The organism is Azospirillum sp. Marseille-Q6669, assembly GCF_965111635.1.
On the sequence record NZ_CBCOOP010000003.1, the window covers coordinates 533,855 to 547,347 of the forward strand.

Below are 13,493 nucleotides of genomic sequence, written 5' to 3' on the forward strand. Positions count from 1 at the left end.
CGATCCTCAACCGGCATCGACAATGCGATAAAGGCGGCCCGCGTCGGTCCGGGTCGATTCGATCGTGAGCCCGAGCCTCTTCCTGAGGGCGCCGGAAATGGCGCCACGCACGGTGTGCTTCTGCCAGCCGGTGACGGCAACGATCTCGTCGAGGGTGGCGCCTTGTTTGCGGCGGAGCAGGACGATCACCTGCGCCTGTTTGGAGATGGCCGGGGTGCTGTCTTCAGCGGGCGGTGGCGTGGGCTCCAGCTTCTGGAGGCCGGCCCAGAGGCCGTGGACCGCACTTGCCCGGGTTTTGAAGCGCTTGGACAGCACCCCGGGCAGGGCATTCCACAGAGCGGTCAGGCGGGGCAGGGAGAGCCCGCTGGCGGCAAGCTCCTCTTCCGAGCGGATCAGCAGGGCGTCGGCGGGAAGGCCGCAGGTGGTCGTGTGTGCAGTGACGCTATCGTGGTGGATGAGGTAGACGGGCATGGCTGTGGGTCCTTGGTCGGTGGTGCGCGGCTCGTCGCCTTGGACCCACAGTCACGCTCTCTTGGCGGCTGCCAGCCATTCCTTTCAGGAAGGTTCCATTGCTTTCTTCCGCTGGGTTCGAGCATTTCCGAAGGACAGCGCCCGTTCTTCTTTTTTCAGATTCGAAAAAGAAGGATTAGGCAACGTCCTCGTTGTCAATATTTCCGCGGTATTTGGCTTGATGTTGGTCGACCCGCTTCTCCCATTCCTCTTCGGTGAGCGGCCCGGGAACACCAAGCACGCCGGTTGGTTCCGGCTCAGAGGATGAGGCCGTTTTGGCTTCCAGCTTCAGAATAACCTCGAATGCTCTGGTATCCCCTTTCATCGCCTTAAGCGTCTGGGCCAGCAGCATCGCCTCTCCCTTGGACACCGTTCTCACCTTGTCGTCTTCGCGGAGCGTGACCGTTTCCTTGAGGATATCCATCAGCATGGTGTGCAAATTCCTGCTTTTCTTTGGTCGTCCCTTCGGGTTCCCGGACTTTCCGGGCTGGAACCGGTGCGATGCCGGCGGTTTCTTGTAACCAACCTCGTCATCACCAGTCATGGCAGTCTTCCCGGGTGGCCGTGTCGTCGTGCGTGGTGGGATGCCGGGTCTGGGTATCGGTGTGGTTGAGCCCGGTGTCGGCGTGGACGGCCTGCTCTCCGGTTTCCCGCTGCCAGCGGCCGATCGCCGTGTCCACGTAGCGTGGGTCGAGTTCGATGGCGTAGCCCTGCCGGTCGGCGCGGTGGGCGGCGATCAACGTCGTGCCGCTCCCCGCGAAGGCATCGAGGACAATCCCGCCCCGCCTGGAGCAGTCCTTGATCGCGTCCGCGACCAGAGCAACCGGCTTGACCGTGGGATGCATCCGCAATTCGTCGAGCCGGTCGGGCTTCAGCGTGTTGACGCCCGCATAGTCCCAGACGTTGGTGCGGTAGCGGCCATGCTGCCCCAGTTCGAAATTGTTGATGTGAGGCGCCCGGCCGTTCTTAAAGACGAAGACCAGCTCGTGCTTGGAGCGGTAGAAGGTTCCCATGCCGCCGTTGTCCTTGTTCCAGACACAGACGTTCTTCAGTTCGGCGTAGACGGCGCGTCCGGCGGTCGACAGCTCGTGGAGATGACGCCAGTCCATGCACACGTAGTGGATCGAACCGTCCGCGCTGTGATCGGCGAGGTTCCGCAGCACCATGGTGAGGAAGGTGGTGAACTCGGCCTCGGACATCTCGCCGGAGGCCATGGCGAACTCCTGGTGGCGGACGCTGTCGGCTCCGCAGACGTGTCCGGCGATCGGCACGTTGTAAGGGGGATCGGTGAAGATCATCTGCGCCGTCCGACCGTCCATGAGACGGGCGAAGGCGGCCGGATCACGGGCGTCACCACACAGGAGACGGTGCGGGCCGAGCAGCCACAGATCGCCGGGCCGCGATACCGGTGGTGCCGTGAAATCCGGTTCCGGCACTTGGTCAGCCGTGGCGGCTTCGTCCGATCCCGTGCCATCGAGCAGGATTTCGATGTCACCAACCTCGAAGCCGGTGAGGGTGAGATCGAAGCTGATGTCCAGTTCGGTGATGTACTTCAATTCAAGAGCCAGGAGGTCGCGGTCCCAGCCGGCGTTTTCGGCGAGCTTGTTGTCGGCGATGATGTAGGCGCGCCTCTGCGCCTCGGTCATCTCCTCCAGACGGATGGCCGGTACAGTCGGGAGGCCGAGCAGCTTGGCGGCGGCGACGCGGCCATGTCCGGCGATAATCCGATCCTGGCGGTCGAGGAGGATCGGGTTGGTGAAGCCGAACGCCCCGATGCTGTCGGCAATCTGCCGGATCTGCCTCGGGGAGTGGGTGCGCGCATTGCGGTCGTGCGGCTGAAGCGCGGCGACGCTGCGGTATTCGATGTGGAGTTCGGCCACGACGTGGCTCCCGTGTTGAGCGGGGACACGCCGAACATGAAAATGGCGTGACCCGCGATGGCTTTCGCCGTGTCCACCGGAATCCCGGTTCCGACACGGGCCCATCGGGCGTCGCGCCCTCACTGTCGGAGCTACCACAGGCGGCTTCGGATCGCCCTCGCCGCCGGCCCTCGCTCCAGGCAACACTCTTGTGCCATGGACGGGCGCCGGACGGCAGGGGGCTTGTTCTAACGTTTTCCCGGACCGTGTCCCGACGTCAGCTTTCCACACCGGTGCGGTCCAGGTGGTCGATGAGGCGTTCGGCCACCTCGCGCATGTCCTGGCAGCGGTAGGGGGTGTAGCGGTCTTTCGATGCGCTGTTCGGGCTGGGGGTGATCGCCAGCTTCTCGGCCTTGCGCATTGATATGGCCGGCAGTTCGGCCATGGGGATCAGCCAAGCGCGTTGCACGCTTCCCTGCTGCATGTCGAGCAGTACGGCCAGGAGGAACATGTCCGGCCCGTCCCGGAACGTGCTGGTGCGGACATCGAACTGCACGTAGCCGAGCGCGCTGTCGTCCTTTGCGACACGCCCCTTCACCTGGACCGTGACCGAGCAGCCGGTAACCTTGTCGTGCACGAGGAGGTCGACGCCGCCATCGTCGGCGAGCGGTACGAAGGGGGAGAGGCGGCCGGCCGAGGCCAGCATGAGCTGCGCTCCGACGATGTTCTCGCCAATCCTACCAATCTGCGTAGTGCTGAGAGTCATGTGCATTTGATTCGAGCTCCTCTGTTTCATTTCGAATATGCGAAAGATGCTCTTGCTTTGATGATTCGAGCTCTTGTGGTGCGGCTTTTTGTGGCGAGATCATCAACTGTGAACTCTCTTTCGAGCGCCAAGGTCGGTGCAAGTAAGGCTCCAGGTTGAACACCGGTCAAGGAGAAAAAGTCATATCATGACTATTTGCTCCAGTGTCTTACCCCTGCTCGACTTCGAGGGGGGAGGTCAGCGTGGCGAACCGGGATCGGTATCATCCCAGTTATGTGCGGTTAGTGGAGGCGTTGATCGCTGAACGGAAGAGCCGCAACGTCACGCAGGTGGAAGTTGCTCAGAGAATGGGAACAACGCAGTCGTTCGTATCAAAATATGAACGCCGTGAAGTGCTCATGGACGTACTCGATTATGTTCGCTATTGCCTTGCGATTGGAGTTGAGCCAGTGGAGATTCTCGCGAAATTCAGATGGGATCTAACCAATCTCTCACGGTAGTTGTCTGATGGTGAAGCGTTGTTGAGATCCAGTCTGTTGGGCCGTCCAGGATCATGGTCGATGAACCGAATGGCGTCTCGCTGATGGCCAGCCGCCGACATGGGCCTTGGCGAGTTGGGCCGGCGGGAGCCAGCCACGCCAACGGCCGAGGCTGAGAGCCACTCTCGGTAACCAGCAAAGTGTGGTGTGCTCAGCGTGAGCATGGCATATACATGGGGTGTCCCATATTAGGAGTTGGCTATGCCTGCCGCCTTGAACCGTCCGGTCAGCATCGCGTTGCTCCTGCGGGAGAGTGCGCCTGCATGTGACCGGCGCCAAGCCGGCACGGATCGTGCCAAGAAGGCATGAACGGTCGATGCGGCCGTTGCTTTTTTCCTGGACTTCATCGGATGGCAGGATGCGTCGTCATGGTGCGGGCTGGCGATATGAAGGGGCATGGTAACTGATCATGGATGGCATCGCTCAGAAGATCGCCCGGATACGTGCCGGTGCGAAGCCGCGCGTGCTTGACCTGTTTGCCGGTTGTGGCGGGCTGTCGCTTGGCTTCCACGCCGTCGGCTACGCGTTGCGCGCGGCTGTCGAGTTCGATCCCGATGCCGCCCGTTCTCACGGGTTGAATTTCCATGGCGGCGATTCCCGTCATAGCGTCGCCCGGGACATCACCGTCACCCATCCGGAAGACCTCACAGCTGAGCTGGAGCTGGGACCGGTGGCCGATGCCTTCGACGTGATCGTGGGTGGTCCGCCTTGCCAAGCCTTTGCCCGGGTTGGCCGCCCGAAGCTGCGTGAGATCGATGCACACCCTCAGGCCTTCCGCCATGACCCTCGCGCCCGGCTGTACCAAGAGTATCTGCGCTATGTGGACGCCTTCCAGCCGCTGGCCGTGCTGGTCGAGAACGTCCCGGACGTCCTGAACCATGGCGGGCAGAACATCGCCGGGGAAATCTGCGAGGTTCTGGAGCAGAAAGGCTACGTCTGCGGTTATACCCTGCTGAACGCCGCCTTCTACGGTGTCCCGCAGATGCGCGAGCGCATGTTCCTGATTGCCCTGCGCCGGGAGCTCGGTCGGAAGGTCAGCTTCCCCGAGCCGACACACTGGGCCGTCCTGCCACCCGGCTACGAGGGGTCGCGGTCGGTGGCGCTGAAACTCCTCAACGGGCAGGTCGGAGATGCGCATGATTATCTCGAACCGCCGGCGGTCACTCCTGACTTCCCGGCCGCGGTGACCGCCGAGCAGGCGCTCCATGATCTGGCGCCCATTTTTGCCCGCCGGCAGCTTGCATCCGGTGAGCTGAAGCGGGGAGCCCGGCGCTTCGATGAGCCGGTCGCCTACCCGAAACTACGGACCCTCTCGGCCTACGCCCGCTTGATGCGCAGCTGGCCGGGATTCGAGGCGCCTGCTGAGGGCGTCAGGGATCACGTCATCCGTTATCTGCCGCGCGATTATGAGCTGTTCGCCCGGCTGCATCCCGGCGATCAATACCCGGAAGCCTACCGGCACGCCCTGGCGATGCTCGACGAGCGCATTGCCGGGTTCAAGCAGAAGGGCCTCACCGTGCGGAAGGGGTCGGCGGAGTACGAGCGCCTGCGGGCCTCCATCGTACCGCCGTACGACGTCAACAAGTTTCCCAACAAATGGCGCAAGATGTGGCGCGACCAGCCGGCGCGCACGTTGATGGCGCATCTCGGCAAGGACAGCTACAGTCACATCCACTACGACAGCGAGCAGGCGCGGACCATCTCGGTGCGTGAAGCGGCGCGGCTGCAATCCTTCCCCGACGGCTTCGTCTTCTGCGGCACTATGAACCCGGCGTTCCGCCAGATCGGCAACGCCGTTCCGCCGCTGATGGCCAGGGCGCTTGCGGAAACCATCATGACCGCCCTGCGGGGCATCGAGGCGCAGGACGATCATGTCGGCCACCGAACGGCAGCAGCAATTTGAGCAGGCGATCACCGCCCGGCCGGATCTCCGGCCGGGCGCCCGCATTGCCAGAAATTTCGGATTCTCCAACAGCGCCAGGGTGATCGAGGGCGGATTGTTCGCGTGCACGAACAACCTTGAGGCCTATTCGGCGGGTCTGGCTGGCGGCAGAACGCCGCCGATCGGGCAATTCATCTTCCTGTGCGTGCTGACTTTCCCGCCGCAGGACGAAGTGTATTTCGCCATCACCGTGACGAGCGAGGCCGGCCGGGTGAATGACGGTCTGCTTAAGCTGTTCCATGAGGGCGGGCAGCGCAATGCCGACGCCGTCGCGAACGGCGGAAAGGCAGGGAAGATCAGCAACAACGTCAAATTCTACATTACGGACAGCGGCCACCTGTTCTTCCACAACCACGACTTCATGGAGTCGGTGCGGCCGGGGCCAAATGATCCGCCGCTCGACGCCGGGTGCATGGCGCGGATCGATTCCATTCTCTTCAGCATCTGGCCACCGGCGGCTTCGGCAGCCCGAAGCCTTCTGGCGCGGGAGTTCGTCGGCTACCTCGGCAGCCTGATCGGACGGGAGAAGGTGCATGAGCTCCGGGTGTGGGCCGATGCCGCCGCAGTCCGCCCCGATATGCAGCGCATGCCGGAGACGATTGGCATTGCGGAGATCGAGAACGCCGTCAGGGAACTGGGCGGGCATTATCCGGGTGGCGAGGTCCGCCGTTTTCACGCTGCGCTGAACTTTCTGCCGCACAAGCATTTCGTCATCCTTGCCGGCCTGTCGGGCACTGGGAAGACGCAGCTGGCGCTGAAGTACGCCCGTGCGGTCCACGGGCTGAAGACAGACAAGGAGCAGGATCCCTTTCTGGTCGTCTGCCCGGTGCGCCCGGAGTGGACCGATCCGACGGGGTTGACCGGCTATTACGACGTGCTGTCGAACCGATACATGGTGCCCCCCTTCCTGGAGGCGGTGTTGCTAGCGACGGCGCACCGCGACTCACCGGTCTTCGTGGTGCTCGACGAACTCAATCTGGCGCGTGTGGAATATTACCTTTCCGACGTGCTCTCCTGCGTCGAGAACGGGGAGCCGCTGCAGCTGCATTCCAACGGTGTGCCCCTGGAGGGGTCGACCGGCACCAGCATTCCGGCGGCGCTGCCGCTGCCGTCCAACCTCTACATCATCAGCACGATCAACATCGACGAGACCACCAATCCGGTCAGCGACAAGGTGCTTGACCGTGCGCATGTCATTGACATGTCGGCGGTCGACCTCAAAGGCTTTCTGGACGCTCTGGAAAATCGCGACGCGACGCTGGCGAACGCCCGGGGGATCGCCGGGCCCCTCCTGCTCCAGGTCCACGAGCTCATGACTAGGCACGGTCTGGGATTCGGCTACCGGGTGGCGGAGGAGGTGGTGCGCTATCATGCCTTTGCGTCGAAGCATCTTCAGGCTGATCCCGGCGACACCGCTGACGATCTGATGGTGCAGAAGATCCTGGTCAAGCTGCGCGGCACCGAACGCCAGCGACCGCTGCTGACCGGGCTGGCCAGGGTGCTTGGCGGGTTTCAGCGGTCGCAGGACCTCCTGGCGAAGCTCACCGCCGATCTGGACGACTTCGGCTCGTTCCAGGCCAACCGCTGAGGTGCCGGTATGGCCGACGCTCTGTTCATGCGTAGCGAGGCCACCGGTGCAGCATGGCGGGTTTGGCCGGAGCCGGACGCCGTAGCGCCGGGCACGGTTCAGGAGACCGGCAGCTACTTGTTCGAGCTGCGCGACTGTGCGCAAGCCGGCGAGGCCGATCTGCTGATTGACGAGGTGGCATTAGAGGCGCTGCGCTCGCCGACGCCCGGCTCAGTCCGATGGCGCTGGTCGCCCGGCTTTCACGCCGGCGTGGTGGACGCGGAACTGCGGTTGCCCAATCAAGCGCCGAGGCGCTTCGACATCGTGACCGATCCTGACCGGCGCAAGCTGACGCGCGACGACTTCGACACGATGGTGCGTGAGATCCTTGACGACACCTTCGCCCTGTTCGCGCTCAGCAGCTTCCGCAAGGCGATCGCGAAGGGCACCGGCAACCGGCCGCCGGCCATCGCCCGGCTGGAATTCCTGCGGTCGCGCATTGGAGAGCTGGAAGACATCATCGCGGCCATCGAGCGCAACCCGCGCCGCATTCTGAAAGCCGGAGAGGCCGTGCTTCCCTATCACCGCGCAAGCCACGCCACCGGTCCGGAGATCCTGCGGTCCTTCCGGTCGGGGCGCGTTGTCCGGGAAACCGCCGCCCCCTCGCGCCTGCCAGCGCCGTTGCAGGGTTTCCTGCCTGAACGCATCCGTGTCCGGCAGCGGCAGAACTCGTTCGATCTGCCGGAGCACCGGCAGATGGCTGCCTGCCTGCGGTCTTGGGCGGCGTGGCTGACTGCGGTCGCCGAGACGCTGGCGAACGGGCGCCACGGGGATGATGCCGGGCTGCGCCGGGGGGCGGCGCTCTGGGCGGAGCGGTGTCGCCGGCTCGCGCGGCGGGTCGGACGCCTTGCCACTGCGGCCCCGTTCGCGGAGGCGGGCGATGCTCCGCCGCGTCTGACCCTGTCCTCAGTGTTCCGCCACGATCCCGCCTATCGTCGGTTCTACCGTGTCGCGCAGGACATGAACCTCGGCATTGCTGCAGTGTTCGGCAACTTTCTGAATCTGCCGCTGGCCCGGACCTTCGAGCTCTACGAGCTGTGGTGTTTCCTGCGGCTGGTAAGGGCCGGAGCGGAGGAGTTCGGCCCGGATGGCCTCGATATCTGCGAGCTGTTCATCGGTGACAGCGCCGGCGGCGTGACGCTGGCCGCGGGCGCCGTCACCGTGCCGGTGGGCGGTGGCTGGAAGCTTTGCTTCCAGAAGCAGTACCGAGAGTTCTGGGTCGAGCCGGACGGACAAGGTTCCTACAGCCGGACCATGACGCCGGACGTGGTGGTGGCGCAGGAGGCTGCGGCGCTTGGTGGCGACGGTCGCGTCATTGTGCTGGATGCGAAGTACCGGATCGATGACGGGCTGAACGACGCGCTGGGCTCCATCCACACCTACCGCGATGCTCTGGTACGCGAGGCCGCGTCCGGCGCGGCGGAGGGGATCGTCACGGCGGCCTATCTGCTGACGCCGCACCTGCCGGTGCTGAAGCCGGGCTACCAGGAGACACCTTTGCCCGGACGCCTGTTTCATCCGGACTACCGGGCCGGATTCCGTTTCGGTGCGGTGACGTTGCGTCCGGGCATGGCGGCCGCTGAAATCACGGCGGCACTGCGCTTGGTGGTGGCGGATGCCAAAGGAGGATCGCCTTAGTGGACGTGCTGACCCCGGAACAGCGCCGGCATAACATGAGCCGGATCCGGGGCAAGGACACCAAGCCGGAGTTAATGCTGCGCCGGGGGCTGCACGCGGCGGGGTTGCGGTTTCGCCTGCACTCGCGGGACCTGCCCGGTCGCCCCGACCTGGTGTTTCCGCGGCACCGGGCGGTTGTTCTGGTCCATGGCTGTTTTTGGCATGGCCATGACTGCCCCATGTGCAAGATGCCTGCGACCCGGCCGGAGTTCTGGGCGGCGAAGCTGGACGGCAACCGGACACGTGACTGGCGCACTGCCGAAGCCTTGCGCGCTGCCGGCTGGCGGCTTCTGACTGTCTGGGAATGCAGCCTGAAAGGACCGGCTCGTCTGCCGCTGGACATGGCTCTGCGCCGTTGCGCGGATTTCATCCGGGGAGAGGAGGGACAGGCGGAGCTGACCGGCGACTGGGCCGGGCGGGTGTGGGCAGCAAAGCAAACTTGAGGTGCGCTCGCTGGCATGGGGGAACCGGCATCTGCGTGCTATCCAGTTCCTGCTCGGCCACACCAAGCTGGAGAGCACGGTCCGCTATCTTGGGATCCAGGTTGAGGATGCTCTGGCGCTGGCCGAGCAGACCGAGATTTAAAGAGCAATGGGGGAGTGCCCTCGGCAACGGAGACATCTCCCGGCTCGTCCTGACCCAAAGCGGACTTTTGTCCAAGACCGCTTTGCGCCATAAGCCGACCAAATTGCGTTTTCGGTAGTCGTTGCTCCCTGTCCGGAAACCCGTCCGGCAAACGCCTGCCCAATTTGCCATCTTCGGGTTGGATTGGCGGACAGGTCGGCGGTAGGCCGGTAAAGGGCCGATTGGCGGACGAGATGGAAGGATGTTCCTTTGCCAGCGATGCCCGTTTGGGCTGTAGCCAGCCGGGGAACCGGAGCCATGCCCACCTGTGGATTCGGTTTGAGCGTGAAGGCAACTCCTGCACGGATGCGCTATAGCGCGGCCGTCGCGAGTTACACGGCATTCGAGCCGACAGGCGTCTTCATTAAAATATCTCCCCCTGGTTTCCGATAGCAGCCCTGTCAACTTCAGACCCGGGTTCCAGCGGCCGCGCCGACAAACGGGACCCGGCCTCACTAGAAACGGAGCATCACGTTATGACGGAGCAAATCCATACTTCAGCAAAGCCCTGCTCGCTGAGGCTGATCCGGAACGGCCGACACCTGTCCGGCACAAGCGCCCAGCTTGCCCATATCAGTGATCGCGGCGGATGGGACGCTTTCCTCCGTGAAACCGCAGCCGAAGCGATCACGACCTTCATCGATACCTACAATTTGAAACTTGCAAATCAGCCGCCTCAACGCTCGAATCTGCGGGTCGTCGGAGGGAATGGATGACGGAAGATGGGCGCCGACCGTGCCGGCGCCCATTTTTTGAGCTTAGGATCTAAAAAATGGAAATTGATGATATTGGCGTAGAGTATATGCGTGGAAAAATTTTTGATTGCATATCAAATATTCCAGGCATGGCTAAAATACCAGATCACACATGGTCGGCGTATATCTTCAACAGGAGATATTCGGACCATCGTCACCAGTGGACTTTGTTCCGCTCGCAACGCCATAGCCTATTGTCAGCTTTATTTGAGGTGCTTACTGAAGAGGAGCGAGGCCGCATCCTGCTTGGGGCTTTCGACATCGGAAACGGTCGGAGGCTACCGAATGAGTTTCAGACTTATGCCGCCTTAGAGCGGGAAATTGGACATCGATCCAGCGCCGATGATTCTGCTTTGAAGTCTACCAAGCTTTTGATCAAGGAGATTCTTGATATACCAGTTAGGTCGTACTACGAAGTTGATAGAACCATTACCCTCAAGGTTATAAAGCTTCTGTACCGATACCAAGTGGGGCTGAACAGCAGCCTTTGCAGCCCAAAGCTTTGCTCTTTCTTAAAGATGCCAGGTCGAAAGCGTCCATCATTCGAGTTTAACGATGCCCATGCCATAAAGGAAGCGGCCGAGAAACAGCGTATCATTGATGAACTAACAGTTCATCTGGGGACTGAGCTTGGTGCTGAGTGTCGGGGCAGGATTCGCTCAACGTTTATGGCCCTTACTCACGACGTCGGCGTTTCAGAAGATTTCATCAGGGAAAAGGTAAGAGTTTTATCGAGTGGTAATATTGCTCTTAGCAATCGGGCCTGTGAAATGGCAAAGGAAGGCTTGGATCACCTTCGCACCACCTACGGCACTGGCCGGTTGGCTCAACGCCTAGATCTTGATCTCCTAATTTATCTTCGCCGCGCGCAAGTGGAAAATCGAAACAAGGCACATTCTGAGGTTGTTGATGCGCTCACGAAGGCCGATCTTCCGGTGCGATCGATAGAAGCAGATATAATTCGCTTTAACTCCAAATTTGATCAAATCAAACAGGGGCGTGCTGTCAATGTGACTGTTTGCCACTTACCGGATATTCTGTCGTTCTTGAACAGGTGGTCCAATGAGTTGCGGATTCTCATGCAAAGCGCGCTTGGCTCAAGCGTAACGCTTGCACACTACAAATCATGCGCAGAAACTGTCAGAAAAATTATAAAAATTGACGGGGCAGCTATGGTTTACATATATGAATTCAGTGCTCTTGATGTTATTTCGTTGTTGTGTATGGCGTATATCGCTGAAAAGCAGCCAGCCCATTTCAGTTATAAGCCCTATTGGCACGGGCAGAAGAACCAAAGCGATAGGCCGTTCTATCAATTGAATCAGCCTCAAGAGCTCACGTCAGAGGAAATTCCTGAAGGAAGAGTTGTATACTGGAGAGAGTGCACTAAATTGATTAAGTACACATTGTTAGATCAAAAAGCATATTGGGAAATGGATATTGCCATCAGAACCCACATTAACAACGCGGTAAGTCAGGTAATGGCGACGCACGACATAAACGTTATGCAGAAATTTGCAGTTGAGCTTTTTGATTTCGCGAAGAACATGCGGTAAATACAGAACAACAATTGCGAGCTACGCAATGATCAGAAATATAATTGCTGTAGTCGGCGCATCAGTATCCATGGCTTCAGAGTAATTTTTCTTTTGCATAAGAATTGATTGTTGACAACCCAGTGCGCCAAAGGGGGATTTGGCGACTCGCTCACACGGTGAGTGCGTGTTCGTATTGGGTCATGAGTTGCCGCTTGGGGAGACCAGCTATTGAGCCGAAGCGGACACCCGATACTGGTCTACGGTGTGTCCGCTAAACCTCCCATATGATCCATCAATGCCCAAACGCGCTCGGGCGCGTCCCTGAATGGGCTCTTCTAGATTAAAGAGGCGAAGCCACGGGCTAATCGTTTGGTGTCAGTTACTCAAAGAAGCTCCGATTGTCGATCGCGACATTGAGATCGTCAGCCCGCACGTCCATGGGCTTAGCCACGGCACAGGTGACGGTCACGACGTAGGGATAGGAATCGTCCTGCCGAAAGCCGATGTCATTATCCACGTCCGAGTTAGAACCATATTGTAACTCGACCTCGACTTCGCCGGTGACACGGTAGCTGATCTCGACCGAATCCAGCTTCGTTACGCTCACCTCTTCGATCTGGTGCCCCTCGACCGTTGTGTGGGTAGATAGCTCGTCGAGTTCCTGAATCGTCTCAGAGATAAGTTTCTCGAAGACTGCTTCATGCATAACGTCCGCTACGGCTTTGTTGATGGCCTCTCGGCTATCGGCAGCAGCTTGGAGCAGTTGATCAATGCCGAGCAGCACATCCTGAACCATTTGGCGGATCTTGGTGCCCTTGGTAAGGATCGTGTCGGGGCGGACGTGGGTCGCCTTGCTGAGCCTATCCATCACCTCGATCAGGGGCTTGCTGTACTCGTGCACATCAACTTTGATGGTGTTGCTGACGAAGTTGTCGGGAAGCCCGGCTCTCACGATATAGCTTGCGCGCTGCTGACGGGTAACAGTCGGGGTGTCCTTGGCTTGGACGAACCATACGCAGGCTCGAACCGCCTTATCGGGAGCGAGGCTGTGTAGCACATGGCCAATGACCTCCCGCAAGCCGCTCGCCAGGAAGTTTCCCCGCAAGGGATTCTCCTTGTCCTGGCCGATACGGAAGCAGCCGGTGAGCACGGTCTTCAAGAACCGATCGTTTGGCAGCCGTTTTTGGAGCGCGCGACGGAGCTGCATGAGCTCACGCCAGCTTGGGGGAGTCCTCTTCGCCAATGTCTTTTTGCTCCAAAATTCTGAACCGGGTCATCTGGCGCTCCTTGCATGGTATGTATATGTCCCGAAAATTGCGAGGCGCTTGGCCAATAGCAACTTTCTGCGCGAGTGAACCGAAGGCTACCGGTCGACCTCCAATTCAAAGTGGGCGCCCAGCCCCCAACTATTCCCTTCCACCAATCGGCTGGTTGGTGGCCATTCTCCAACTTGCCCGTCAACCTTCTTTGGCGATGGCGTTCTGGACTAAAAGCGCGGATCAAAACCGAGTAGGACCGAGGTAAATCAACGGCTTCCGCACACTCCTTTGGGTTTTGACAGGAGATCTAAATGATTGTTAGGCGGGTTTCAGGACAACATCGGGTATGACGGGTTTTGGCGCTTTGCGGTCGTGGGTGGAAGTCCGCTATGGGTCA

Annotated in this window: 13 protein-coding genes; 8 read left to right on the forward strand and 5 right to left on the reverse strand. The window is 60.6% G+C overall.

All coding sequences use genetic code 11. From position 1 onward, the window contains the following. Positions 1–6: 6 nt before the first annotated feature. The 4 genes from ACWPXE_RS19870 to ACWPXE_RS19885 all read right to left on the reverse strand — a co-directional run bounded on the left by ACWPXE_RS19870 (position 7) and on the right by ACWPXE_RS19885 (position 3,135). Positions 7–471 (reverse strand): DUF3489 domain-containing protein, encoded by a 465-nt coding sequence (locus ACWPXE_RS19870; RefSeq protein WP_454019152.1) that lies wholly within the window; start codon positions 469–471, stop codon positions 7–9. 175 nt (positions 472–646) lie between these two features. Beyond that, a complete protein-coding gene (locus ACWPXE_RS19875; protein ID WP_454019153.1) occupies positions 647–1,054 on the reverse strand; it encodes a DUF5681 domain-containing protein in 408 nt (135 codons plus the stop codon). Further along, positions 1,044–2,390 (reverse strand): site-specific DNA-methyltransferase, encoded by a 1,347-nt coding sequence (locus ACWPXE_RS19880; RefSeq protein WP_454019154.1) that lies wholly within the window; start codon positions 2,388–2,390, stop codon positions 1,044–1,046. The genes ACWPXE_RS19875 and ACWPXE_RS19880 overlap by 11 nt, the downstream gene beginning before the upstream one ends. A gap of 256 nt (positions 2,391–2,646) precedes the next feature. Then, a complete protein-coding gene (locus tag ACWPXE_RS19885; protein ID WP_454019155.1) occupies positions 2,647–3,135 on the reverse strand; it encodes a hypothetical protein in 489 nt (162 codons plus the stop codon). A 284-nt stretch (positions 3,136–3,419) separates the two neighbouring features. On the opposite strand from ACWPXE_RS19885, the gene ACWPXE_RS19890 reads away from it, so the two are divergent. From ACWPXE_RS19890 to ACWPXE_RS19925, 8 genes are all read left to right on the forward strand, one after another. After that, positions 3,420–3,635 carry a helix-turn-helix domain-containing protein gene (locus ACWPXE_RS19890; protein WP_454019387.1) on the forward strand — a complete coding sequence of 72 codons (216 nt, stop codon included), beginning with the start codon at positions 3,420–3,422 and terminating at the stop codon, positions 3,633–3,635. Positions 3,636–4,083: 448 nt separating this feature from the next. Beyond that, the gene (locus ACWPXE_RS19895; RefSeq protein WP_454019156.1) at positions 4,084–5,577 is read left to right on the forward strand and encodes a DNA cytosine methyltransferase; all 1,494 of its coding nucleotides are present in this window, start codon (positions 4,084–4,086) and stop codon (positions 5,575–5,577) included. Then, positions 5,546–7,204, forward strand: a complete 1,659-nt coding sequence (locus ACWPXE_RS19900) for an McrB family protein (RefSeq protein ID WP_454019157.1) — start codon at positions 5,546–5,548, stop codon at positions 7,202–7,204. Before ACWPXE_RS19895 ends, ACWPXE_RS19900 begins: the two co-directional genes overlap by 32 nt. 9 nt (positions 7,205–7,213) lie before the next feature. Beyond that, positions 7,214–8,881: a DUF2357 domain-containing protein gene (locus ACWPXE_RS19905; RefSeq protein WP_454019158.1), complete on the forward strand. Its 1,668-nt coding sequence runs from the start codon at positions 7,214–7,216 to the stop codon at positions 8,879–8,881. Beyond that, complete coding sequence (locus ACWPXE_RS19910; RefSeq protein WP_454019159.1) at positions 8,881–9,363, forward strand: very short patch repair endonuclease; 483 nt, start codon at positions 8,881–8,883, stop codon at positions 9,361–9,363. Before ACWPXE_RS19905 ends, ACWPXE_RS19910 begins: the two co-directional genes overlap by 1 nt. Position 9,364: 1 nt before the next feature. Next, positions 9,365–9,505 carry a hypothetical protein gene (locus ACWPXE_RS19915; RefSeq protein ID WP_454019160.1) on the forward strand — a complete coding sequence of 47 codons (141 nt, stop codon included), beginning with the start codon at positions 9,365–9,367 and terminating at the stop codon, positions 9,503–9,505. A 515-nt stretch (positions 9,506–10,020) separates the two neighbouring features. Then, positions 10,021–10,260: a hypothetical protein gene (locus ACWPXE_RS19920; protein ID WP_454019161.1), complete on the forward strand. Its 240-nt coding sequence runs from the start codon at positions 10,021–10,023 to the stop codon at positions 10,258–10,260. A 56-nt stretch (positions 10,261–10,316) separates the two neighbouring features. Then, positions 10,317–11,855, forward strand: coding sequence for a hypothetical protein (locus ACWPXE_RS19925; RefSeq protein ID WP_454019162.1), 1,539 nt, complete (start codon positions 10,317–10,319; stop codon positions 11,853–11,855). A 361-nt stretch (positions 11,856–12,216) separates the two neighbouring features. Here ACWPXE_RS19925 and ACWPXE_RS19930 read toward each other — a convergent pair whose 3' ends face one another. After that, positions 12,217–13,044, reverse strand: a complete 828-nt coding sequence (locus ACWPXE_RS19930; protein WP_454019163.1) for a pPIWI-associating nuclease domain-containing protein — start codon at positions 13,042–13,044, stop codon at positions 12,217–12,219. Between the last annotated feature and the right edge of the window lie 449 nt (positions 13,045–13,493).